The 23,563-nt window shown below is 60.1% G+C and carries 20 protein-coding genes, 2 tRNA genes and 1 pseudogene; 10 read left to right on the forward strand and 13 right to left on the reverse strand.

The window, feature by feature from the left end:
• Positions 1 to 44: 44 nt before the first annotated feature.
• Together F8N21_RS05990 and F8N21_RS05995 are read right to left on the reverse strand one after the other, a co-directional pair.
• Positions 45 to 1,601, reverse strand: a complete 1,557-nt coding sequence (locus F8N21_RS05990) for a class I adenylate-forming enzyme family protein (RefSeq protein WP_150641258.1) — start codon at positions 1,599 to 1,601, stop codon at positions 45 to 47.
• Positions 1,602 to 1,622: 21 nt separating this feature from the next.
• Positions 1,623 to 2,756 carry a saccharopine dehydrogenase family protein gene (locus F8N21_RS05995; RefSeq protein WP_150641259.1) on the reverse strand — a complete coding sequence of 378 codons (1,134 nt, stop codon included), beginning with the start codon at positions 2,754 to 2,756 and terminating at the stop codon, positions 1,623 to 1,625.
• Between the two features lie 164 nt (positions 2,757 to 2,920).
• Here F8N21_RS05995 and F8N21_RS06000 point away from each other — a divergent pair, with 164 nt between their 5' ends.
• Entirely contained in the window at positions 2,921 to 3,790 is an 870-nt protein-coding gene (locus tag F8N21_RS06000; RefSeq protein WP_150641260.1) for an AraC family transcriptional regulator, read from the forward strand.
• 175 nt (positions 3,791 to 3,965) lie between these two features.
• On the opposite strand, the gene F8N21_RS30395 is transcribed toward F8N21_RS06000, so the two are convergent.
• From F8N21_RS30395 to F8N21_RS06030, 6 genes are all read right to left on the reverse strand, one after another.
• Positions 3,966 to 4,136 (reverse strand): hypothetical protein, encoded by a 171-nt coding sequence (locus F8N21_RS30395; RefSeq protein ID WP_191624221.1) that lies wholly within the window; start codon positions 4,134 to 4,136, stop codon positions 3,966 to 3,968.
• Positions 4,137 to 4,340: 204 nt separating this feature from the next.
• Complete coding sequence (locus tag F8N21_RS06010; RefSeq protein WP_150641261.1) at positions 4,341 to 5,627, reverse strand: spinster family MFS transporter; 1,287 nt, start codon at positions 5,625 to 5,627, stop codon at positions 4,341 to 4,343.
• An 18-nt stretch (positions 5,628 to 5,645) separates the two neighbouring features.
• Entirely contained in the window at positions 5,646 to 6,671 is a 1,026-nt protein-coding gene (locus F8N21_RS06015) for a YeiH family protein (RefSeq protein ID WP_150641262.1), read from the reverse strand.
• A gap of 73 nt (positions 6,672 to 6,744) precedes the next feature.
• Positions 6,745 to 7,593 carry an SDR family NAD(P)-dependent oxidoreductase gene (locus tag F8N21_RS06020; RefSeq protein ID WP_150641263.1) on the reverse strand — a complete coding sequence of 283 codons (849 nt, stop codon included), beginning with the start codon at positions 7,591 to 7,593 and terminating at the stop codon, positions 6,745 to 6,747.
• Positions 7,590 to 8,444 carry a helix-turn-helix domain-containing protein gene (locus tag F8N21_RS06025; protein ID WP_191624223.1) on the reverse strand — a complete coding sequence of 285 codons (855 nt, stop codon included), beginning with the start codon at positions 8,442 to 8,444 and terminating at the stop codon, positions 7,590 to 7,592. The genes F8N21_RS06020 and F8N21_RS06025 overlap by 4 nt, the downstream gene beginning before the upstream one ends.
• A gap of 14 nt (positions 8,445 to 8,458) precedes the next feature.
• Positions 8,459 to 9,397, reverse strand: coding sequence for a TauD/TfdA dioxygenase family protein (locus tag F8N21_RS06030; protein ID WP_150641265.1), 939 nt, complete (start codon positions 9,395 to 9,397; stop codon positions 8,459 to 8,461).
• Positions 9,398 to 9,948: 551 nt separating this feature from the next.
• Between F8N21_RS06030 and F8N21_RS06035 the strand changes: the two genes are divergently transcribed.
• From F8N21_RS06035 to arsJ, 3 genes are all read left to right on the forward strand, one after another.
• Positions 9,949 to 10,305 (forward strand): metalloregulator ArsR/SmtB family transcription factor, encoded by a 357-nt coding sequence (locus F8N21_RS06035; RefSeq protein ID WP_150641340.1) that lies wholly within the window; start codon positions 9,949 to 9,951, stop codon positions 10,303 to 10,305.
• 109 nt (positions 10,306 to 10,414) lie between these two features.
• Positions 10,415 to 11,434, forward strand: coding sequence for an ArsJ-associated glyceraldehyde-3-phosphate dehydrogenase (locus F8N21_RS06040; protein ID WP_150641266.1), 1,020 nt, complete (start codon positions 10,415 to 10,417; stop codon positions 11,432 to 11,434).
• Positions 11,427 to 12,644 carry an organoarsenical effux MFS transporter ArsJ gene (gene arsJ / locus F8N21_RS06045; RefSeq protein ID WP_412071621.1) on the forward strand — a complete coding sequence of 406 codons (1,218 nt, stop codon included), beginning with the start codon at positions 11,427 to 11,429 and terminating at the stop codon, positions 12,642 to 12,644. The genes F8N21_RS06040 and arsJ overlap by 8 nt, the downstream gene beginning before the upstream one ends.
• A 64-nt stretch (positions 12,645 to 12,708) precedes the next feature.
• Here the strand turns inward: arsJ and F8N21_RS06050 are convergent, their stop codons facing one another.
• Positions 12,709 to 14,940 carry an LTA synthase family protein gene (locus tag F8N21_RS06050; RefSeq protein ID WP_191624225.1) on the reverse strand — a complete coding sequence of 744 codons (2,232 nt, stop codon included), beginning with the start codon at positions 14,938 to 14,940 and terminating at the stop codon, positions 12,709 to 12,711.
• A gap of 170 nt (positions 14,941 to 15,110) precedes the next feature.
• Here F8N21_RS06050 and F8N21_RS06055 point away from each other — a divergent pair, with 170 nt between their 5' ends.
• Positions 15,111 to 15,803, forward strand: coding sequence for a phosphoribosyltransferase (locus tag F8N21_RS06055; RefSeq protein ID WP_150641268.1), 693 nt, complete (start codon positions 15,111 to 15,113; stop codon positions 15,801 to 15,803).
• 10 nt (positions 15,804 to 15,813) lie between these two features.
• The gene (locus F8N21_RS06060; RefSeq protein WP_150641269.1) at positions 15,814 to 16,488 is read left to right on the forward strand and encodes a dienelactone hydrolase family protein; all 675 of its coding nucleotides are present in this window, start codon (positions 15,814 to 15,816) and stop codon (positions 16,486 to 16,488) included.
• Between the two features lie 22 nt (positions 16,489 to 16,510).
• On the opposite strand, the gene F8N21_RS06065 is transcribed toward F8N21_RS06060, so the two are convergent.
• A complete protein-coding gene (locus F8N21_RS06065) occupies positions 16,511 to 17,866 on the reverse strand; it encodes an erythromycin esterase family protein (RefSeq protein WP_150641270.1) in 1,356 nt (451 codons plus the stop codon).
• Positions 17,867 to 18,088: 222 nt separating this feature from the next.
• Between F8N21_RS06065 and F8N21_RS06070 the strand changes: the two genes are divergently transcribed.
• Both F8N21_RS06070 and F8N21_RS06075 read left to right on the forward strand, forming a co-directional pair.
• Complete coding sequence (locus F8N21_RS06070) at positions 18,089 to 18,988, forward strand: polysaccharide deacetylase family protein (protein ID WP_150641271.1); 900 nt, start codon at positions 18,089 to 18,091, stop codon at positions 18,986 to 18,988.
• Between the two features lie 117 nt (positions 18,989 to 19,105).
• Entirely contained in the window at positions 19,106 to 19,510 is a 405-nt protein-coding gene (locus F8N21_RS06075) for a VOC family protein (RefSeq protein WP_150641272.1), read from the forward strand.
• Positions 19,511 to 19,535: 25 nt separating this feature from the next.
• On the opposite strand, the gene F8N21_RS06080 is transcribed toward F8N21_RS06075, so the two are convergent.
• Complete coding sequence (locus tag F8N21_RS06080; protein WP_150641273.1) at positions 19,536 to 20,300, reverse strand: alpha/beta hydrolase; 765 nt, start codon at positions 20,298 to 20,300, stop codon at positions 19,536 to 19,538.
• 344 nt (positions 20,301 to 20,644) lie between these two features.
• Between F8N21_RS06080 and F8N21_RS06085 the strand changes: the two genes are divergently transcribed.
• Positions 20,645 to 20,718, forward strand: a tRNA-Cys gene (locus tag F8N21_RS06085).
• A gap of 194 nt (positions 20,719 to 20,912) precedes the next feature.
• A tRNA-Leu gene (locus F8N21_RS06090) sits at positions 20,913 to 20,999 on the forward strand.
• A gap of 363 nt (positions 21,000 to 21,362) precedes the next feature.
• On the opposite strand, the pseudogene F8N21_RS06095 reads toward F8N21_RS06090, so the two are convergent.
• Positions 21,363 to 22,802 (reverse strand): annotated as a pseudogene (locus tag F8N21_RS06095) (IS1182 family transposase).
• A gap of 236 nt (positions 22,803 to 23,038) precedes the next feature.
• Positions 23,039 to 23,545 (reverse strand): DUF5677 domain-containing protein, encoded by a 507-nt coding sequence (locus F8N21_RS06100; protein ID WP_224788169.1) that lies wholly within the window; start codon positions 23,543 to 23,545, stop codon positions 23,039 to 23,041.
• Between the last annotated feature and the right edge of the window lie 18 nt (positions 23,546 to 23,563).

The following is a 23,563-nucleotide window of genomic DNA, read 5'->3' on the forward strand; positions in this document are numbered from 1 at the left end:
TCAGTGGCGATCTTGCGCAAGCAGAGGATCGCCGGTTGTGATGCTCAGATCTTTCGAGCAGAGTTTTCCCAGTACTGCTGGCGCAAGTCTTTCTTCAGCACCTTGCCCACGGGACTGCGGGGCAGGCTGGTGATGAAGTCGACAGACTTGGGCGCCATGACACTGCCGAGCCTGGCTTTGCACAGCGCGATGAGTTCTTGCGCCGTGGTGCTGTGGTCCGGATTGAGCTCGACCACCGCCTTGACCGCTTCGCCCCATTTCTCATCGGGCACGCCGATTACCGCGCAGTCCTGCACCGCTGGATGGCTCCAGAGCACTTGCTCGACTTCGCTCGGATAGACGTTGAAGCCACCGGAAATGATCATGTCTTTCTTGCGATCGGTGAGGTGCAGATAGCCATCGGCGTCGATATGACCGACGTCTCCGGTGTGCAGCCAGCCGTCGATGATGGTTTCGGCGGTCTTCTCCGGCTGCTTGTAGTAACCCTTCATGATCAGGTCGCCATGCACGCAGATTTCGCCGGTAGCACCGCGCGGCAGAATCTGCCTGGCGTCGTTCATCACCTCGACGCGGATCAACGGATTGGGCCGACCGACCGAGGACAGACGTTCGTCGCCAGCGGGTTTGCCATCAACCAGATGCTCGTCCGGGCGAAGGTTGGAGATGCTGGCCGGGGCTTCGGTCTGGCCATAACCGCCGGCCATGATCGGACCGAATACCTCGATGGCCTTTTTCAGTTTCTCCACCGACATCGGCGCGGCGCCATACATCAGGTATTTGACCGAGGACAGGTCCACGGTCTCGATGCCGGGAATTTCCAGCAGCTTGTAAATCACTGTTGGCGGCAGGAAGAACTCGCTGACCTTGTGCTGCACGATGGCGCCGAGTATCAGTGCCGGATCGGGCTTGGTAATGACCACCACCGTGCCGCCCTGCGCCGTGCAGGGCACCGCCAGCAGGCCGGCGGTGTGGGTCATCGGAGCTGCCGCCAGGTTGACCGGCTTCTCGCCGTCGCGGTAGGCGCAGGCCAGCATGAAGTGGGCGATGAAGGTCTGCACGCTGCGGTGGGTGTTCATCACCCCTTTGGGCATGCCGGTAGTGCCGCCGGTGGGCGAGAGCATCACCACGTCGTCCATGGCATAAATCACTTCGGGGCGGGTCGAGGGTTGACCGGCGCACCAGTCCTTCAGCGACGGCGCATCGGCGCCATCGGCGTCGATGCAGATCCAGTCCTTGATCTTCGGCAGTTGAGGCCGCAGCTCGGCGATGATGGGCGCGAAGTCGTTCTGGTAGAACATGACTTCGCAATCGAACGCGTCGAGGATGTAGTGATTCTCCTGGGCCGAGTTGCGCGCATTGACCGGTATCCAGGTCATGTTGGCGCGCCACAGGCCCAGGGTGCAGGCCCAGGCGGTAACGTCGTTGGCCGACCAGATGGCGCCCTTGGTTTCCTTCGGCAAGCCCAGTGCGAGCAGCTTGTTGGCGACTCGACAGGAGAGCTCGCCGACTTCGTCGAAGGTATAGCAACGCTCGCCCTGGATGTAGGCGACACCGGCCGGGTTGATACCCCAGCCACGGTCGTAAAAATCAATTATTGCCATGAAAGTCTCCAGTGCCGGCGATCAGAGCGGGGTCACGGTGGCACGTGCCAGGCCGCGCTCTTCGAGGAAGCCCAGCAGGTAGCGGTGACCGAAGGCCTTGGAGCCGGAAGCGAAGCCGACCTTGTTGGTCTCGCCATCGATCAGCTTGATCGCGGCAGCGGTCTGCAAGGCGCCGGTGGCAATGTAGGCGGTGGTGCCATGCACGGTGGCGCGCACGGCCGAGAGCTGGCCGCGACCGATGGCGGTATCGACCATGCGTACGGTGGTGGTGCGCTCGCGTGGCGGCATGCTTGGGGTGGTCGAGTCGACGATTTGCTTGACCAGCGCATCCTGCTGCTCTTTGGACAGATGCTTGTACTCCGCCTCCCACTTCTGGCCCAGGGCATGCACCATCTTCATGACGTTGTTGTCATAAAAGCCGACGCAAGAAACGCAGGAACGCACCCGTGGATCGTTCTCGAAATACACCGGCAGCGAGGTGCCGCCCCAAGGCAGGGCGAAGACCGGCTGCAAGAACTCCGGCGAGGCAATGTTGAAGGAGGCATCGACGGCATGGGGTACCAGCTTTTTCTCCCACAGATAGCATTGCTCGGCGCGATACAGTTCGAAGATCGAGGCGGTCGAGCCGACGGTGACGCCGGCACCGGCATCCCGCGGGCCGCGGCACAGCGCCGAGGTTTCCAGGGCGTCGATGCCGGGGGTTTCCAGCGCCAGTTCGGCGGCGATTTCCGAGTAGGTGTACATGTAGGACATCGACGGCGAAACCAGCAGTCCGGCCTGGGCATAGAGATGGCCGAATTTGTCGCGCACAGCGCGCATGTATTGCTGTTCACCGGTGGTGTCGAGGTGATGACAGCCGGCCTTGAGCGCCGCTTCAACGGTGGTCAGGCCGAAGTTGACGAAAGGCCCGACGGTGTTGCAAACAACCTTGGCCCCGCGGAAGGCTTCGGTCAGCGCTTCGACCGTGTGTTCGGCCTCGATGACTTCATAGGTGGCGGACTCCAGGCGCACCACGCGCTGCGCCATCATTTCGTGTACGCGCCCGGCGTTGCGCGCCACGGCGGTGAAGGGAATGTTCTGATCAATCAGCCAGTCCATGGTCAGCATGCCGGTGTATCCGCTGGCGCCATAGACAACTACAGGGTATTTAGCCATTTTCGTTTGTTCTCTTGTTTTTGGAGAGTTGCTGGGTAGCTGCCGGGGTCAGTTCTGCGACCAGCCATCGGCATGCAGTTGTCTGCATGATTGTTCTTTCGGCCATCGACAACTCACGTAAATAGCGCTCATATTTGTCAAAATCTGCTCATTCCGAGATATCGATGAATCCGCAACAGCAAGTACACGCAGTACTGGGTTTACCGATGGTTGGCGGCATGCTGTGCCGTGAAATGCCCTTGTATGCCGAACGTTATTTTCTGCATGAGACCGATCGGGCCGTGCCGCCGGTCGGTGTCATGGCGTTGCTCACCCAGTTGGGTGGTTCGCGGGTGCAAGAGGGCGTGGAAGGTGAACTTCGCTCGACCTCACTGCCTTGCGTCTCGTTGTTGATGCCTGCTGGTTGCGCCACCCATTGGCACTATTCCGGCAGCGTGGATTTCGCGGTGTTCTACCTCCCCGAACGAACGGACGAGGTTTTCCAGCGTTTGCGCGAACTTTGCGTTGGCGCCCAGGCACCGTTACCCTTCAGTGATCCCCTGGTAAGCGCCGCTGCGCGGCAACTGATGGACGAACTGAATCTCGGGGCAAAGGCCGATCAGGGCTTCATGGCAAGGTTGGCCACGGTCATGCTCGAGCAAGTGAGCCGGGCACTGCGCGCTGATGCCAACAGCGGCATTCATCCGCCGCATATGCAGCTGGCGCGTTTGCAGGCAGTGCTGGCCTTCATCCGCGAAAATCTGGCGCAGGAACTGTCGATCAATCAGCTGGCGGAGCAGGCCGGGGTCAGCCCGGCGCATTTCCGGCGGCTGTTCCAGGAGGCCATGGGCCTGCCGCCCCATCGTTACGTGATGAATGCGCGGCTGGAACGTGCACGCGATCTACTCATACAAACCGACCTGCCGATTCTGCATATCGCCCTGGAGTGTGGCTTCAGCACCCAGAGTCACCTGACGGCGGCATTCAAGACGGCGCATGCAACTACGCCGGCTCAGTATCGAGCTCAGGCAGGCGGCGGCAGGGGAAGAGCATGAATCCGTAGCAGCTGCCGAGCCTGCGAGGCTGCGTTCGACTGCGAAGCAGTCGTCAAATCAGACAACGGGTTCTTTCAGGCCAACCGCGGACGCAGGCTTTGCGAGGACTTCGTCCTCGAACGCAGACTCGCAGGCCGCGGCAGCTGCTACGAGAGCTATGCCCCTTGGAACAATTTCAGTGCAATGAAGCGAAACTCACTGCCGGTTTGAAGCAAGTGTATTGATTGACCTGACATTCATTCGCAGCCTTGCGCTGCGACTCGAACCAGACCTCGTCCAGGCGTAAAACGACGCCGATCATCGCAGTCAGCGATGCAACTACAGATAGCATTATTATTGTTTTCATCCGATCACCTGCTTTTTTGGGTACTCGATGCCGGCCCTATCGCCATAGTTGAAGAATGACGTTGTCCGGGTTTTTCAGCCCCCCCCACGCTGAGGGGGACATCGGATTCAGGGGGCGGGTTATCCATGAGTACATGGCCAGGGAGTCAGCCAACACACTCCTTGCCAAATATCGCGCGAGCAATGACCAGGCGTTGCGGTTCGGCTAGTGCTTGAGCAAGGCGGTGGCCCGCAGGTAGTGCCAGGCGGCCCAGGGGTAGAACAGGCCAGACAGCAGCAGTGCGTTGCGCAAGCCGGTCGTGGCATCGCCGTTGGCCAGCAGGTCACTGGCCAGGCCGACCAGTTGCGGACCGATGACCAGGGCGCCGATATTGGCGACAAGCACGCCGATGCCGATGGTGGTCGCGCGCATGCGTGGTGGCGTGATGTTTTGCATGATGGCCCAACCCACGGCCACCGGCGCGTAGATGAAGAAGCCGGGGATCACCAACAGCCACAAGGCAGTGACATAGTTGCCGCTCAGCAACACGGCGACCATGCATGGCCAGACCAGCATCTGCATCACCGCGCCCACCAGCACCCGACGCGAAGGATGGCGGCGCGCTACCCGGTCGGAAACCCAGCCGACGACTATGGCTCCAATCATGCCGGCGACGCCGATCACCAGGCCCAGTGCCGGGCCGAGCTGCGCTTCGCTGATATGGAAGTTGCGGATCAGGTAAGCCGGCACCCACAACGCCAGCACGGTGCCGCTGGTGGTGGTCAGAATGAGTGAAGCGATGAGATGCACCAGGCCACGATTACCGAGCACAAAACGCATCACTTCAGCGAAGGGCGGTGCAACTGCATCGGCTTTCGATTGATGGGTCGGGTCGGTCTGGCCGCGCACCGGTTCCCTGGTTGACACCATGAGCAGCAGCGCCAGCACGATGCCGGGTGCGCCGAGCACGATGAACGCCCAGCGCCAACCCCACTCACCGGCGATCAGCCCGCTCAAGGTAAAGGCCAGCACCATGCCGAGGCTGCCGCCGCTGGCAAACAGGCCGACCGCCTTGCCGCGCTCGCTCGGCGGGAACAGGTCGGCAATCAACGATTGCGCCGGCGGCGTCGAACCGGCTTCACCGACTCCGACGAAGATCCGCGCCAGCGCCAGTTGCAGTGCATTGTTGGCCATGCCGCAGAACATGGTGCACAGCGACCAGATGAACAGCGATGCAGCGACCACGTTGCGGCGGTTGGAACGGTCGGCGAGCATCGCCACTGGAATCGCCAGCGTGGCGTAGAACAGCCCGAAGACGGTGCCAGACAGAAAGCCCATCATGCTGTCGGACACGCCCAGGTCGCGCTTGATCGGCTCCACCAGTATGCCCATCACATAGCGGTCGAGGACGCTGAAGGTATAGGTCAACCACAACAGCCCAAGCAGGTAATACCGCCCTGGCACTGGCGATGTCATATCCGTGAGCTCAATAGTGCTGGTTCCCGTCTTCATTTTATTGTTCTCCGAGAGTTAGTGGAATTTCTGCACCAGCAACACGAACCCGACCAGGAACAGCGCTTCGCTGCCCAGCAGCAGCGCTGCGCGCGGGCCGACCTTGCGCACATCCAGCAGTGAGGTTTTCAGGCCCACGGCCGCGATGGCGATCACCAGGCAGGCGCGTGAAACCTCGTTCATCGCCGCGCTGAGAGACGGCGGTATCCAGCCCAGGCTGCCGACCACGACCAGGATGACGAAGCCGATCAGGAAGGGCGGCAGCAGCGGATCGTTGCATTGACGCTCGGCATTCTTGCTGCGCCGCCGCACGGCAATGGTGAGAGCCATCACCACCGGCAGCAGCAACGCCACCCGCAGCATCTTGGTCAGCACGGCATAGTCGCCGACCTCATGGGAAATGCTGTAGCCAGCGCCGACTACCTGCGCCACATCGTGGATAGTGCCGCCGAGAAAAATTCCGGCGGCGTCCGGCGCCAGGCCGAGGAGCTTGACGATGACCGGGTAGAGAATCATCGCCAGGGTCGAGAGCACCGTGACCCCGGCGATGGTGAAGATCAGTTCGCGCTCCGATTTTTCGTCGCGAGGCAGCACGGCGGCGATGGCGATTGCCGCCGAGGCACCGCAGATCGCCGTGGCGCCGCCGGTGAGGATGCCGAGCCGGCGGTCCAGGCCGAACACCCGGCTCATCAGCACACCAAAGCCGATGGTCACCAATACTCCGGCGACGATCAGGCCGCCGTTGTACCAGCCCAGACCACCCAGCTGTTCCAGGGTGATGCGGGCACCGAGCAACGCCACGCCCAGGCGCAGGATGCGCCGCGCGGCAAAGTCGATGCCAGGTTTGGCGCTGCCCTGGACGGTGACCGTATGCAATGCCATGCCCAACAGCAGGGCGTACAGCAGCGCCGGGCCGCCGCGGGCGTCGGCAATGAAGGTCGAGGCGATGGCGACGACGATGCTGAGCAGGATGCCGGGCCAGTTGCCACGCACGCCAATCAGCCACGCTTCGCTGAGTGCGCGCGGGTAGGTGAATAGATTCATGGTATGTACTCTGTGCTGGATACTGTGCAACGTTGCCCTTGGCCGGCCTGCCGTGGCACAGCGCAAATAGGCCTTAACGCACCGGCTTGAGCCCGGCCAGGCGGATGGTCAGGCGATCGAGCAATCGGTCAGGTATGAAATTTCGCAAGTACCACAGGCCGACCAGCGGGTAACGCGGCTTGGGCTGTGGCGCCTCCAGTGCATGGCGGATGGCATCGATCACTACCTGCATCGGCTTGGCGTTCTTCAATTCCTTGGCGACGAAGGCCGGCATGCCGGCCATGGCGTCTGCGTAGTCGGTATGGGCGTAGCGACCGTCGACCTGTTGCTGCGGGCTCTTGTCCCAGATCGGGGTCTTGATCGCTCCGGGTTCCAGGACGCTGACCGTAATGCCATAGATCGACAGCTCGCGGCGCATGCCATCGGAGAGGGCTTCGACCGCATGCTTGGTCATCGCGTAGAGCGTCACCAGCGGGAAAGCTACGCCACCACTGATGGAGCTGAGATTGACCACGCGCCCCGGGGGCTGCCTGGCACCGGCCCGCGCGCCAAGCAGCGGCAGGAACGCCTGGGTCACGGCCAGCAAACCGAAGACGTTGATCTCGAAGGCTTGCCGGACCTCATCCAATGAGGTGTGCATCATCGGCCCCGACGGGGCTACGCCGGCGTTGTTGATCAGCCCGGCCAGACCTTCCTCACCCACTGCCGCCTGTACCTGGGCCACTGCTGCAGGCAAGGCGCCGGTGTCGGTGACATCAAACAGCAACGGGGTAAAGGCTTCACCCAGTTGTTCGCGCACGCGCGCGCCATCGGCTTCCTTGCGTACGCTGCCAAACACGCGATAGCCGCGTGCGATCAGCATTTGCGCCGTGGCAAAACCGATGCCGGTGGAGACGCCCGTGATTACGACTGTCTTGCTCATGGTTGTTTCCTCTGGCCGGGAGGCGGCGCTGACACTGTCGCCGCGCGCGCCTGGGCCTTCTTGTTGTTTTTCAGTTCACTGCCGATTTCCCTACTCAGATCCTGCAGGGGTCCGAGAAAGCGCTTTACCACCTCGGCTTCGCTCAACGCCGAGCGGAAATGCCGCATGCTGATTGCACCGATGATCCGTCGACCCTCCCATAGGGGGACGGCGATACCCCGTCCACGGTCGCCCTGGATCGAGCCGGTAGTCGAATAACCCTTGGCCTTGACCTCGGCCAGCAGGGCATCGACCGAAGCCTGATCGCGCACCTGCCCATCCTCCACGTCGGGGATTCCCAGCAGCGGGGCGAGCATCAGGCGCTGCTCGGCACGCGGACAATAGGCCAGATAAGCCTTGCCCACCGCCGAGACCACCAGCGAAAAACGGTAGTGATAGCCCGACAGATAATCCGGCGCGATCGAGCTCAGGTTGGCGGTCGTGTAGCGCATCCACAGGGTCATGTCCTGGGGAGTCGCCAGGTACAACGGCCATTTGTACTGCCGGGTGAAGCGATCCATCAGCGGTTGTGCCACGTCCACCAGCAAATCGCGCGGGTGATAACCCGAAGTCAAAGCCAGCACCCGAGCGGCAAGGCGATAACCGGCCGTGCGCGACACCTGGGTGACGTAGCCGTCAGCCATCAGCGCCTGCAACAGGCGAACCAGGGTCGGCTTGGGCAGGCCGGTGTCGCGGTGCAGATCCTCGATCGTTGTCAGCGGACGACGATTGAGGACCTCGAGTATCCGCAGGGCTCGACTGATCGGCTCTATTGCGGCTGAATCGGGCGTTTTCCCGCGCTCGTCGTCCATCTTGATCATCCGCCTCAGGCCGTGGGACGTTCGCCGATAATCGACACACGTTGACCGTAACGGCGGTTCGGGAAGTAGTCCCATACCGCATGGTGCTGGGTGCAGCGGTTGTCCCAGAAGGTCAGCATGTTTGGCGTCCAGTCGACCCGGCATTGCAACTCGGGCATCGTCGCGCAGTGCTCGTAGAGCATGTTCAGCAGCGCATCGCTTTCATGGGGTGAGAGCTGCGGTATGCGCAGGGTGAAGCCCTTGTTGACGTAGAGCGCCTTGCGACCGTTGCCCGGATGGCGTATCACCACCGGATGTTCACTTTGCGGCCAGCCACCTTCAGGTACCTGGACGTCATAGAAACCGGTGTAGGGCTTGCCGCCGCTGTGGATTGCGGTCAGCCCTTCGAGGTAACCCTTCATCGTTGGCGATAGAGTCTCGTAGGCCAGGTGCATGTTGAGGAACATGGTGTTGCCACCACCACCCTCTGGCGGCTGGGTGATGTACAGCATCGAACCCATCGGTGGCTGGGCGTCGCAGGTGACGTCGGTATGCCAGCCTTCACCGGCGACGTTCTTGCTGGCCTCGTCGGCCTTGACCTGGAGAATCTCCGGGTCGTCGCCCGCGCCGTACAACTCATTCATGGCCACCGCCGCCTGATCGCCCGCGGCTTTGGCTTTCGCCTTGGCTGCGTGGATGGGGTGCGAGTGCAGCTTGCCGAACATACGGCCGAAACGCTTGTGATCTTCGTCGGACAACTGCTGGTCGCGGAAGTAGATGACGTGGTGCTCGTTCAGCGCGGTATTGATTTCGGCAAACAAGACCGGGCTGATCTGCTCGGACAGGTCGACTCCTAGAATTTCCGCGCCGATCGAGGGGTTGACCGCCTTGACCGTGATCAGTTTGTAATCGGGGCGCTGACGCTGGTTCCAGGCCCTGATGGCATTCAGTGCATGTTGATCCATGATTGTTTCCTCGAACGCTGTGCTTGTTTTTATGGGTTTGAGTTTGGGTCGCGGATCTTCGATGAACAAGGAGAAATCCCGAACATTCCGTATTGCGGAACGCATGAGTGCGCCCGGGGCGCAGGGGAATCCACCTGTGTTGCGCGGGCTTGGGCGGTCGATCCGCTGATCGTTTGGTTCACCAGGCTCTGCGGTCTTGTGGGAGCGAGCCTGCTCGCGAAGGCTCCCCGCGCGGTAGCCGGCGAAAAGATCGCAGCCTGCGGCAGCTCCTACGCTGACCGCATACACCTGCGATGTTGTGGGTGCCTGCAATCCCCTGTAGGAGCTCCCGCAGGCTGCGATCCTTTGATCTTGATTTTGTGGGAGCGAGCCTGCTCGCGATACGGCGGTACAGGCGCGAAAGATTCAGAGCTCAAACGAAAAAGCGCAGAGCAAAAAGGTTTACCTTACATTCGAAAAATCATATATTCGAAAAATCGTATGTGAGCCGGGATTTAATGATGGACGCATCAACTGTGCTTCCTGAAGAAATCCAGACACCGAGAACTGCAATGGCTGAACACCTGACCCCGACCACCGTTTTCAAATGCCTGGCCGACGACAACCGGGTACGCATGATGCTGCTCATCACCTTTGAGGGAGAGCTCTGCGTCTGTGAACTGACCTGTGCGCTGAATGAGAGCCAGCCCAAGGTCTCCCGACACTTGGCCCAGCTTCGCAATTGCGGCTTGCTGATGGATCGTCGGCAAGGCCAATGGGTTTATTATCGACTGCATCCGGACCTGCCGGATTGGGTGCGAGGCGTTCTAAGCACCACGCTGCAAGCCAACAAACACTGGCTAAGCCCTGATGCGAAACGCCTTGATGAAATGGGCGACCGGCCGCAGCGTGCCACTGCTTGCTGTTGAACCCTAATCAAGGGTTCACGGGCGATTCAGCATCCAATCCCATCGAATACATCGGCCAGTTTGCCCCCCGGTCGAACTCCCACTGAAAACAGATACAGAGCACAACAACATGGCTATCAAGGTTGGCATCAATGGTTTTGGTCGGATCGGGCGTCTTGCGCTGCGTGCAGCCTGGGGCTGGCCGGAGTTTGAGTTCGTGCAGATCAACGATCCTGCAGGCGACGCGCCGACCCATGCGCACCTGCTGAACTTCGACTCGGTGCATGGCCGCTGGCAGCATGAGGCCGGCGCCGAGGATGGGTGCATTGTCATCGACGGCAAACGGGTCAAGATCAGTGCCAATAAAGCGCTTGCCGATACCGATTGGTCGGGTTGCGATCTGGTGATCGAAGCCAGCGGCAAGATGAAGACCGTTGCCGTGCTCCAGAGCTACCTCGATCAGGGTGTCAAGCGGGTGGTGGTCAGTGCCCCGGTGAAAGAGGCGGGCGCGTTGAACATCGTCATGGGGGTTAATCACCAGCTGTTCGATCCCGCTGTGCATTCGATAGTCACCGCCGCGTCGTGCACCACCAACTGCCTGGCGCCGGTGGTCAAGGTGATTCACGAGAAGCTCGGTATCCGCCACGGCGCGATCACCACCATTCATGACCTGACCAACACCCAGAGCATCCTCGATCAGCCCCACAAGGATTTGCGGCGTGCCCGAGCTTGCGGGATGAGCCTGATTCCGACCAGCACCGGCTCCGCTACCGCCATTGCGGAAATTTTTCCGGAACTGCGCGGACGCCTGAATGGCCATGCGGTACGGGTGCCACTGGCCAACGCTTCGCTGACCGATTGTGTGTTCGAGGTCGAGCGCGTCACCACCGTCGAGGAAGTCAATCAACTGCTCAAGAGCGCCTCGGAAAACGAACTCAAGGACATCCTTGGCTACGAGGAGCGACCACTGGTCTCGATCGATTACCGTACCGACCCACGCTCGGCGATCATCGATGCGCTGTCGACCATGGTCATTAGCGGGACCCTGGTCAAACTCTATGCCTGGTACGACAACGAATGGGCCTACGCCAACCGTACCGTTGAACTGGCCAGAATGGTCGGTCTGGCAGTCGAAGGCGGCGATCAATAAGGTGCTGTCAGTCCTCGCTCCAGAAGTGCGGCAGTACCTGCTTGTCACCGGCAATTACTGGGCCTTCACCCTCACCGACGGTGCCTTGCGCATGTTGGTGGTGCTGCACTTTCACGCCCTGGGCTACAGCCCGCTGCAAATCGCCGCGCTGTTTCTGTTCTATGAACTGTTTGGGGTGATCACCAATCTGCTGGGCGGTTATCTCGGTGCCCGGCTTGGCTTGAACCGGACCATGAACATCGGCCTGGCCATTCAGGTGGTGGCCTTGCTGATGCTGACGGTTCCGGCGGCCTGGCTGAGCATCCCCTGGGTGATGGGCGCCCAGGCGTTGTCGGGGATCGCCAAAGACCTGAACAAGATGAGCGCCAAAAGCTCGATCAAGCTGCTGGTGCCGGATGGCCAACAGGGCAAGCTCTATCAATGGGTGGCGATCCTCACCGGTTCGAAAAATGCCCTCAAGGGTGTCGGCTTCTTTCTCGGTGGGGCCTTGCTGGCGCTGCTGGGCTTCAAGGGCGCGGTGCTGGCCATGGCCGCCGTTCTGGCGTTGGTCTGGATCAGCAGCCTGGTATTACTGAAGAAGGATCTCGGGAAGGCGAAGGCCAAACCGAAGTTTCGCGACATTCTCTCAAAAAGCCGGGCAATCAATATTCTCTCGGCGGCGCGGATGTTTCTGTTCGGTGCCCGCGATGTCTGGTTCGTGGTGGCCTTGCCGGTTTACCTGAGCACGGCTTTTGGCTGGGACTTCTGGAAGGTCGGCGGGTTTCTGGCGCTGTGGGTGATTGGCTACGGCATCGTGCAATCCTTCGCGCCGCGGATCACTGGCAAGCGGCGAGGGCATCTACCAGATGGTCGCGCCGCTTTTATCTGGGCGCTGGCGCTGGCCGGGCTGCCAGCGGCGATCGCCCTGGGGTTGGATACGGGACTGTCCCAGCCGGTGGTGCTTATTGGTGGATTGCTGGTCTTTGGCGCGCTGTTCGCGGTGAACTCTTCGTTGCACAGCTACCTGATCGTTTCCTACGCCAAGGAAGACGGAGTGTCGCTGGACGTGGGTTTTTACTACATGTCCAACGCCATGGGGCGGTTGATCGGCACAGTTCTCTCCGGTTGGATTTACCAGGTGTATGGCCTGGTGGCGTGCTTGTGGATATCGAGCGTTTTTGTGTTGCTGGCAGCGCTGATATCCATGGCGTTGCCCAGGCATCCCGAGTAGCTCCACGAAAGTGACTCGCGGTCCTCCAACCAAAGACCGAGAGTCAGCCACTGCGCGCCCTGACTCAACTTGATTGAGCGCTGTCATCCTCCACGCTTTCGTCCAGAGCGTCGGGTGGCTCTGGCGCCTCGGTGGTCACGCTGAACTCGCTCACTTCGATGGCGCCCAGCCCATGGCCGAGCAGGTGGAAGGAGAAGGCCTTGCGCGATTGCGGGTTGTCGAAAGCGAAATCCATTTCCAGCGGTTGGTCGGGCGTCAGGACGATTTCCGCCGGGAAGTCCAGCGCCACGTCTTGCTCGAGCTCCTTGGCCTTGAGCAGCAGGTAGGCATTCTGTTGAGTGCCTACCGAGCGAACCTTGATCCGCACCCGTGTATGGGAGCCCTTGGGCATCTCCAGGTATTGCGCGCCAATCAGGTTATCGGCCCAGTCATCCTTGATCCGCTCGTGGAGGGGGATCTGGTCAGTGCTGCCAAACTGATAGCGCTGGTTCAACTGGGTCCGCAGCAGCGAATGATCCAGCGCCGCGGCGCGTGCGCTGATCTGGCGCGCGCGCTGAGTGCCGGACTGGCCGAGGAACGCCGTGCGCTCGCCGAGAAAACCCTCACTGGCGTAGTGCCGACAGCGCTGTTGGAAGTCGCATTCGGTGAAGGTCCCCTGGCCATCGTGGTAGCGCAGCATGCCATTGGTAAATGACATGATTTCCCGACCCTGCGCATAGTCGCGAAACAGGGAGCGGCCGCTCAGGGTTGGAGGCACCGCAAAGTCGAAATAGTCGAGGACCGAGGCACTCAGGTCGACATGGCCGTAGACCCCGGACTTGATCCTGGGCAACCGGGCTTGCTCCGGCGCCAGCAGCAGGTTGAAACCCCAGGCCGATGCCAGGCGCACGTCGTCGATTCCGTGGGACTCGTCGGAGGTGATGATCACCAGCGTATCCTGCAAGATACCCTGGCGCTCCAGCCCCGAGAGGAACTGCTCGAGGGCGTCGTCCAGATAGCTCACCGCCGCCTGCTTGGGCGTGGCATGGCGTTGCAGATAGTCTTCGGGGGCGGAATAGGGCTGATGGGTACCCACCGTCAACAAGGTGAGCATCCAGGGTTGGTCATGCTGCTGCAGTTGCTCGACGTAATTCAGCGCTCCTTCGAAAAACCCCTTGTCGTCCATGCCCCAGGGGAAATCCAGGTAACCAGGATTGCTGAACCACTCCAGACCCAGGGTGGTGTCGAAGCCAATGTGCGGCATGATTTTGTCTTTGGCCATGAAACGCAGGCCCGCACCCTGCAAATAATGGGTGGCAAAGCCGTGCTGGCGCAACTGGGCCGGCAGGCACGCCTGGTTGCGCTGGCTCAGGTTGAGCATCTCGACGCCCTTGGGGGTACCGTTGTCGAGCTTGTCGTAGTCGCCGCACAACATGGAGTAGAGGCCGCGAATGGTCTGGTGGCTGTGCAGAACGTAGTCGGGAGTGTTCATCCCGCGTTCGGCCCAGCGGCTGAGGTGCGGCATCAGGTTTTCCGTATAACCGCTATTCAAGGCCTGGCGGTCGGCCCCGACATAGGCGCCTGGAATGCCCTCCAGGGCGACGATCAGCACATTACGTGCGCGCCCGGGGGCTTGCAGCAACTTTTGTCCATTGAGGTCAAGCTGGGTGAGGCCGGCCATCTGCGGCGGGAGGTCAACCTCAGGCTCGCCGAACCATTCCCGGGCGCGGGTCTGGCCTTCCCCGAGGCCGGCCATCAGCAGTTGGTGCGGCAGGTTGAACTGGCGCCATTGATCCGCTTCGCTGGGATGCAGGTATTGCCCGCCACCATGGGCCAGCAAGAGCAGCAGCGGCACGCTCCAGGCATGCCGAGGCAGGGCCGCAGCCTTGTGGCGGCTGGCGCCCCACTGGGTCCCTGCACAGATCAGCAGAGCCAGCAGCAGCGCGCCGGCGAGCCATGGATGCCCAAGGCCGTCGCCGCCGGTGGAGTTCTCCAGAAACTGCGGATCGATCAGGTAGTTAACGTCGGCCAGGGTCGGTAGCCGGCCGACCGCACTGACCAGCTCGGTTGCCGCCAGGCTCAGCAGGCACCAGACCATCAGCACCGGCAACGCCAGCCACCAGGGGCGCCGGTACAGCAGCACGATCAACAAGCCGGCAATGCCGAGGTCCGACAGGTAGCCCAACGGATGGTTCCAGCCCAGGGCCAGGCGGGTGCCCAGTGGCACCAGCAGTACCAGTGCGGTCAGGCTCACGAGAAAAGCCAGGGGATGTCGCAACCAGCGCCGGGTAACATTCACAAAAAACCTGCTCTTCATTAAAATGTAATACAGATGTGTCGGATATTATCAAAGGAGGGGAACCGCGGCAGAGGTTAAGCGTGTGCAGATGCGTAGGCTCGCGACCCGTTCGACAGCGGCCAATCCATAATCCGGCCAGCTCCTTGCGACGCGAATCGATCGGGTTGACCGGCTTCAGGAGGTCTTCAATGTCCTATTATCCTTCTTCGCAAACGGGCCTGAGAGACAGGCGGGCCGCAGGCCAAAGCCTGGTACCGGGACTGCTCGGATACCGTCGCAGAGCCGATGTCATCGTCCTCGGCTTACCCCGCGGCGGTGTTCCGGTCGCTTATGAAATCGCCACCGCCCTGGAGGTTCGCCTGGACTTGATGCTGGTCCGCAAGCTCGGCGTTCCTTCTCATCAGGAGTACGCCATGGGGGCCATCGCCAGTGGCGGCATACGGGTACTCAATGAGGAAGCGCTGCTGGCTCACCACGTTGATCAACGTACGCTCGAAGAGGTTGTCACGCGGGAAGCCCGGGAGCTGCTGCGTCGCGAGAGCGTTTACCGCGCTGCGCGTCCACCGCTGCAGCTGCAGGACCAGGTGGTGATCCTGGTCGACGACGGGCTGGCCACCGGCTCGACGATGCTGGCAGCGATACAGGCTGTGCGCCAGCAACAGCCATCACGCATCGTCGTCGCCGTACCGGTGGCGCCGCCTGAAGCCGTGGCGGCGCTACGCCGTAAAGTGGATGAGCTGGTGTGCCCGCTCATCCCCGAATGGATGATGTCGATCGGCCACTGGTACCTGGACTTTACCCAGACCACGGACAAAGAGGTCATTGATCTGCTGCAGCGCGCCTGGCAACGAGAATCGCAGGCGGGGCAGGAAGTCCCTTGAGGTAGATCCAATGCTGAATTCACAGAGTCGAATACTGGATCTGGCCGACGTCGAGTTGGCCGCTGATTTACGTTTACCGGCAAACCCCACCGGATTGGTGGTGTTCGTCCATGGGAGTGGCAGCAGTCGTTCGAGCCCACGTAACCAGCAGGTTGCACAGTCTCTGGGCGGACGAGGGCTGGGCACGCTGCTGTTCGATCTGCTCACGGAGCCGGAACAACACGTGGACTACCTGACCGGGGAGTTGCGCTTTGATATCGCGCTGCTCTCCAGACGACTGGTAGCTGTGATCGACTGGATAGGGCGCAGCGCTGAGTTGCAATCGTTGCGCATCGGACTGTTCGGCGCGAGCACCGGGGCCGCCGCGGCGTTGTTGGCAGCGGCGTTGCGCCCGGACGTGGTGCACGCGGTGGTCAGCCGAGGAGGGCGGACCGACCTGGCCGGCACTGCGCTGGGCCTGGTGAAGGCACCCACCTTGCAAATCGTCGGAGACCAGGACCCGACGGTGCTCGGCCTGAACCGCCAAAGCGCCGATGCCCTGCAGTGTGAGCAGCGGCTGGACGTCATCGCCGGCGCCACCCACCTGTTTGAAGAACCAGGGACCCTTGAGGCAGTTGCCAGACTGGCGGGCGACTGGTTTGAGGTGCATCTGCACTCACCGGTAAAAAAAGCGCCGGCGCAATGAAGTCCTGATCCGTTGCCGGGTGTCACACACCAAACGGAAAGGTTTCGTCTTCCGGTTCCAGCTCCTGGCTTTTCGGCAGGTGCAGTGCCGTCACCGCGTGTGTCTGTTCAATCCACACCATGGCGTCGAATTGCTCGGCCAGTACCGCCTCGAAGTAGTGACTGCTGCGCTCGCTTTGCGGCCGGTAAATCACCCCGATGGCCCGCTCCAGCAAAGGCTCGGACAAGGCCAGGCGCAAGTTTTCGCGCCGGGGATCGCGCCAGTCGGTCAATGACGCGGGAATGCCCGCCTGGACGAACTGATGCTCCCAACTGTCCTCACGCGAGGGCAGGACGGTCTTGATGCGCATCTCGCCATCCCAGTCATCGGCCGCCGCTACCTGGCCACGGTCGGTGCTCATGCCAATCAGCACGACGTCGCGCCCGTAGGCGCTGCGGCACAGCTGACCGATATTGAACTGGCCCTTCCAGCCCATTTCCGTGGCGGCGGCATTGCCGATATGCGAGTTGTGCGCCCACACCACTGCCTTGGCCTGAGGCCCTCGATGCTCGATCAATGTACGCAAGGTGTCGAACATGTGCCGGTCACGCAGGTTCCAGGAGGCGGTCGAGCCCTGGTATATGGCTCGGTAGTATTGCTCGGCGGCCCGCACGACCTGGGCGTTTTGCGTGGCATTGAAGATGGCTTCGTCGTTCTGGCCGGCCAGCTGCTGCGCCAGCATCACATCGAGCTGCTCGACCACCGCCTGCTCACAGGGCATCGCGCCGCCGCGTTCGACAAAGTGGCCGTACAGCGCCGGATCATCCTGCCAGGGCGTCAGACAGCCATAGCGCTGTCGTGCTTCGTGGGCAAGTTGAGGGTCGCCCTGGTCGAGGTAGTTCAAGACCTCGCGAATGGAGTTGTGCAGGCTATAAACGTCCAGCCCGCGAAACTCGACACGCCGCTCGGGCGCTGTCTGGTGGTTGTGCCGATGAAGCCAGTGAGTGAACGCTCTGACATCGGTATTGCGCCACATCCAGGTCGGGAATCGGCTGAAGATGTGGCGTTTCCAGGCCGTGGGTGCCAGCCCGCGGACATAACGATCAACCTGACCCGCATCCGGCCAGTCCGCCTCGACGGCAACGATATTGAACCCATGCTGCTCGATCAGTCGCCGGGTAATGGCGGCCCGGGCGCAATAGAACTCGGCGGTACCATGGCTGGCCTCACCGATCATCACCACCCGCGCATCGGCATAACGGTCGAACATTGCGCCGAAAGCCTCTGAATTGCGTTCCGGCAGCGGCTCGGCGTATTGGCGCAATAGGGGCACAATGGCGGCCGCCGCACTGGCGCGGGAACCATAGAGTTTTTTCAAAAAGTCCTGGCAAGAGTTCATGAGCGTCATCCCCGTGAAAGGGCTAGCCAACCTCACCGCGTGAATCGTACCTGCGCCTGAATGCTGGCGGGTCAGTTCAGTTATATCAACAATTGGCATACCCGCGCTGCGGATGGGCTGGGCGGTAGGTGGGTTATCGAAAGAAGGGCAGGCCCGCGTGTTTTTTGTTGCTTGAATTGTCCATGGTCTGTATTTGTCTGCGCCTGGACCAAGGCAGACCCCATGAAAAAGATCGTTACCCTTTTCTCAGCGCTCGTCATCGCAGGCGCGCTCGCCGGTTGCATCAGCCGACCGATTGCAATCACGCCGCAAACCGAGCAACGCTTGCAATCGCAGGCACCGATCCGTTTTCTGCTGACCTTCGACGACGGCCCAAGCGCCTCCGGGTTTTACAATCCGACTCAATCGATTCTCGACGACCTTGCCGCCAATCCGTTGCAATCGGGCATCAAGGCGGTATTTTTTGTCCAGACGCGGGCGTCGCGCGCCGGTGGCAGCGAACTGGGCGGCGCCATCATGCGCCGCGAACAGGCTGAAGGCCATGTGCTGGGCTTGCACACGGCCACGCCCGGGCACACCAATCATCGTTCACTGAGCCCGCGGCAGCTGGAGCACTCGCTGACCAATGGCAGCGCGGACATTGCCGTGATCACCGGCGCGGCGCCGACGCTGGTGCGCCCCCCATTCTGGAATTACGACCAGCGCACCTTCGCCGCGTATCAGCGCCACGGCCTGCATGTCTTGTTGACTGATCTGAGCGCCAATGACGGCAAGATCTGGGGCTACAACTTCAGTCTGCGCAGACGTTCGAACATGCTCAGGCAATTATCCGAGGTCCGCGAGCGAATCGCTGCGGGTGAGTTGCCGACGGTCGATGCCGTCATTCCGGTGGTGGTGACCTTTCACGATCTCAATCGCTACACTTCACGGCATATGCAGGAGTATCTGCAGATCCTGCTCGAGAGTGCCCGCGAGACAGGCCTGAGCACAGCCGCCAAGCCGTTTTACGACGATCGATCGGCATTGCAGCGTGCTGCCATGGCCCGCACGGTCCGCGACAGTTCCGAACCCGTGCAGTTGCCGGGATTCTGGAACTGGCTGTGGAAGCGCAATTCGGATTAATGATCCAGGCCGATATGGAGAACCGTTGGGAGCGGCGTCGGCACTGCATCCGCCAGCGTTGCTATAGTGGTCAGGCACGGGCGCGAGCCAGGCGTCCGACCCTCTGGAGGTCTTGTCATGCAGATTACCCCCTATCTGTTCTTCGCCGGACGTTGTGAAGAAGCGCTGAAATTCTACGAGTCCGCCGTGGGCGCCAAAACCGAATTCGTCTTCCGTTCCCGCGAAGCGCCCGACGGGCAGCAGATGCCCGATCCCGACAACATCATGCACGCAAGCTTGCGTCTCGGCGATAGCCTGTTGTATGCCTCCGATGGTTGTGACGACAACAGTGCCAAGACCCGAGTATTCCTGTCGATTGCGGTAAAGGACACCACCGAGGGGCAGCGGGTATTTGATGCGTTGGCGGTGGGTGGCACCGTCAGCATGCCGTTCGGCAAAACCTTCTGGGCCGAAGGTTTTGGCATGCTGGTCGATCAGTTCGGCATCAGCTGGATGGTCAACTGCGAGTCGGCAAAACCCTGACAGTCCTCTTCCGGTCTGCTGTCGATCACATCCCGCTGGCGAGCAGTTTCAAGTACTCCGGGCTTTGCGAGATCGAGTTGTGGTCGGCGCCGGCAATCACCTTGAGCGAGGCCACGCCAGGGAGGAACTGCGAATAGAGTTTGTCGGTATTGGCCCGCGGGATGATTTCGTCGTGTTCGGCTACGATCAACAGCGTCGGGACGCTGATGCGCGGGGCGTACTTCGCGGATTCGTACCTGTCCTTGAGCAGCCACCTCACTGGAAACAACGGCATTTTTATCGCAGCCAGATCTTCCAGGCTGCTGTATGGCGTAATCAGGATCAGCCGCGAGGCCGGGCGCTGGCTCGCCAAATGGACGGCGATGCCGGTGCCCAGGCTGCGGCCGACAACCACTATATTGGGATGCTCGGCGTGGACCCGGTCGAACAAAGCCAGGGCATCACGCAGGAGTGCCTCTTCGGAGGGAGCTCCGGAGCTGCCGCCGAAACCTCGGTAGTGCAGCAGGTAGATCGCCTGATTCGGCAAGGCTCGGGAAAACCCGGGCAGGTTCTGCGACACATCCTCGGCATTCCCGCCGAAATAGATCAACGCATCCGGACCGTCGTGAAGCCTGGCTGAAACCAGCACCTGGGCGTCGGCTACCGGCAGGGTGAGAATCGATGCCGAAATGTCCGGGTTGCGAGGTTGCGGAAAGTAGATGAGCGCACGCTGAAACACCAACAAGGCAGCACAGAGCCCGAGGTACAAGGCTGCAATCGCTGCGAGAAGCAAGACGACGGTTCGTGGCATGGGACTGACTTCCTTCCGGGAGATGCATTCAAGGCGTAATTCACAGTAAAAGCTGGCGCTGGCAGCGCAAGTGTAGTGTTATCTTCATGCCCCCAGGATTGCCTCCCTTTAGTGTTGGCAGGGCCATGGCGCAGGGTAGGGCGCCCATCGCTTTACCCTGATATTAATTTTTTTCTTGCGGTTCTTGACATGTCCTGCGAACAAGTCCAGAATTGCGTCCATTCCTGATACAGGAACTAGAAAAACCCCTTAGATTTCAAAGGGTTGAGAGCTAGATTAGAGTCTCGTTTTCAGCTCTAATGTGTACACGTTTGATGTAGATGGAAATGACATCGAACGTTTGAGGCCGAGTAGCAAAATGGTTATGCAGCGGATTGCAAATCCGCCTACGCCGGTTCGATTCCGACCTCGGCCTCCATCATAAACAGGCTCCGTAGATCTATGATTTACGGAGCTTTTTTATTTAAGCTTGAATGCAGGATTTTGTCTGGTATTTGACGTCGACAAACTTGCTTCAAAGGGAAGGGATGTATATATTTCTTCCTTTGCTGCACAAGCGCTAAAGCTACTTAATCGTTATTTAAAGTGCTGCAGACCGCTTACCGCGCTACCGCCCGAATGGCGAAACTGGTAGACGCATGGGACTTAAAATCCCCCGGCTGTAAAGCCGTGCCGGTTCGATTCCGGCTTCGGGCACCATACAAATCCTGAGAAATCAGGTACTTAGAGAGGTCTCCACGGAGGCCTTTTTTTGTGCCTGCGTTTTTTCAAGGTCATGGAAACCTCATGGAAACTTTGCGGGGCAATCTTGGCTAAGGTCTATCCATACTACGGATGGTCATGCGGATGGAGCGTGCTTGAGATCTGATTTGAAGAGGAGGGACGACCCAGGCTGTGTGAAAACGCGCTAAATACGTCGAAAGCTGAGAGGCGCGAGGATTGCCTGTGCAATCAGCGGGCGGAAGCGCGAATTACCTTAGTCAGCTACATAGACGTTCGTAATGCCGTTTGGGCGCGTCAGCGGCCCAAACGGCTACTAACTGGCGAGCCAAGCGGCTGGATTCACGCCCTGATCGCCTCAAGCAGTCCTGCGATGCCGAAGATGCTCATCATTCGTTTGAGGTTGTAGGCTAGCACATGAAGGCTCATTTCGGTACTTACCCGCGGTAAGTGTTTTGGTCAGGAAGTGGGTGGCTCCCATCCAATATTTGAGCGTTCCAAAAGGATGCTGAACGGTCTGGCGACGAACCCTCATCATCGCTGGATCATGCTCCAGCCGAACCTGCATCGCGTAGATTACCGCCTCATGTTCCCAGCGCTTCACACGGCGCTCCTTACCCGTCGTACATTGCTTTTGCATTGAGCAGGACTGACAGCCCGAGAAGTAGTAACAATGCAATAACATGCCGTCTTCCATCGACGAATGCCGCCTGGTTAGTAACTGCCCCGCAGGGCATCGATACTCGTCCGACGCAATAAGATAGATGAAATCCTGCTTGCCGAATCTGCCTAAGGCTTTGCTTCCAGATGTCAGGGGTTTCGGTACGAAGGTAGTGATGCCGGCTTGCTCGCACGCAAGGATTTCCAGACCTTTGTAGTAGCCTCGGTCGGCCCCACCACCGTTAGCGATTCAGCCTCGATTTCTTCACGCGCTTGGTTCGCCATATTGCTCAGTTGCCCACGATCATTACCAACGTTGGTCACCTCATGGGCAATGATCAGATGGTGTTTGTCGTCGACAGCTGTTTGTACGTTGTAGCCAACCGTTCCGGTGCCTCGGCCGCTCGTGGCCATTGAGCGTGCATCTGGGTCTGTGAGGGAGATCTGCTGGTCTGGACTTTCGTGGAGCTGCGCCTCGATTTCCTTGAGTTTCTGCATCTGCTTTTTCAGTGTTTCGATCTTTTCCTTAAGCCGCTCTGCTTTGGCCTCGGCCACTTCGGGCGTTGCCCGATCCGCAGAATCCATCGCCGTCAGATATCGATCAATGCTCTGCTCGATCTGCTGCATGCGTGCCTTCACCTTGCCCTGAGTGAAGTTGCGGTTGCGATTATTGACGGCTTTGAATTTGCTGCCGTCGATGGCGATGATCGATTGGGAGAAGAGATTGAGGTTGCGATAAAGAACTACGAACTGGCGGCATACGCTGCGAATGGCTTTGCCGTTGTCTTTGCGAAAGTCGGCAATGGTTTTGAAGTCCGGATCCAAACGCCCCGTTAGCCACATCAACTCGACGTTGCGCTCGGCCTCACGCTCAAGCCTGCGGCTGGACTGAATCCGATTGAGGTAGCCGTAGATATAGATCTTCAGCAAGACCGCTGGGTGGTAGGCCGGACGCCCAGTTGCGGCAGGATCGACGCCCTCAAAACCAAGTGCGCCCAGGTCGAGTTCATCGACGAAAACATCGACCACGCGCACTGGATTTTCTTCGGCTACGTAATCGTCCGGACACTCCGGCAGCAAGGTGACTTGCGTCCGAGTCTCGCCTTCAATAACTCGCTTCATGATCGCCCCCGCTACGATCTCGACGATCAGAAGATTAGACAATTGCGGGTGTTTTCACACAGCCTGGACCCAAAGCGGTCATTGTCCGATCGGAGACGGCCCACTCAAAATCTTTGCTGGGCATACGCCCACTCCGGTTCAACCCTGCTCTTCAGCTGACGACGAACTGTCCCGGCCGAAGTCTTCACTTTGTGCAGCTTTATACAAACGCTTGAACAGCTTCCGTTCAACGTCGATCAGTGGCAGGCAATTGTGAATTTGCGCGAACGCTGCAAGAAAGCCACTGGCGGCGTGCTGACAGCAGAGAGAATGTCGACCACTTGGCTCTCTGTATTGGCAAGAAAGTCCTCGACGTTCATTTCGCCGGGGTTGTGTGCGCTCATGAAGTAGCTCATACCGTACACTGACCCGTGGATGATCTCCGAAGAGATGGCGTATATCAGTCCATAAGCGCCGAGCAAGGCCCCTCCAGCTGACCGGACTGCTTTCCTTATGCGATCAATCTTCGATGGCGCATCCAGCATGCTCCATGAGCCCTGTCCTTTACCAGCGAACTCAGGAAACATCAGCGCTGCCGATGCCTTCGGATCAGGGTCGGTGCTCAATGTGAATGCGAACTCGCCGGTGCTAATCACGCGGTTCATATGCTTCCAAGCGGCATAGTCTTTATGCTTCAAAGCGCGTTGCGATACTTCGACCGGCTGAATTACGAAGAAAGCAGCATTGATAAACCCCTCTATCACACCGCGGGCAATCGGGTG

It is taken from the genome of Pseudomonas fluorescens (genome assembly GCF_902497895.1).
GTDB classification, from domain to species: domain Bacteria; phylum Pseudomonadota; class Gammaproteobacteria; order Pseudomonadales; family Pseudomonadaceae; genus Aquipseudomonas; species Aquipseudomonas fluorescens_BP.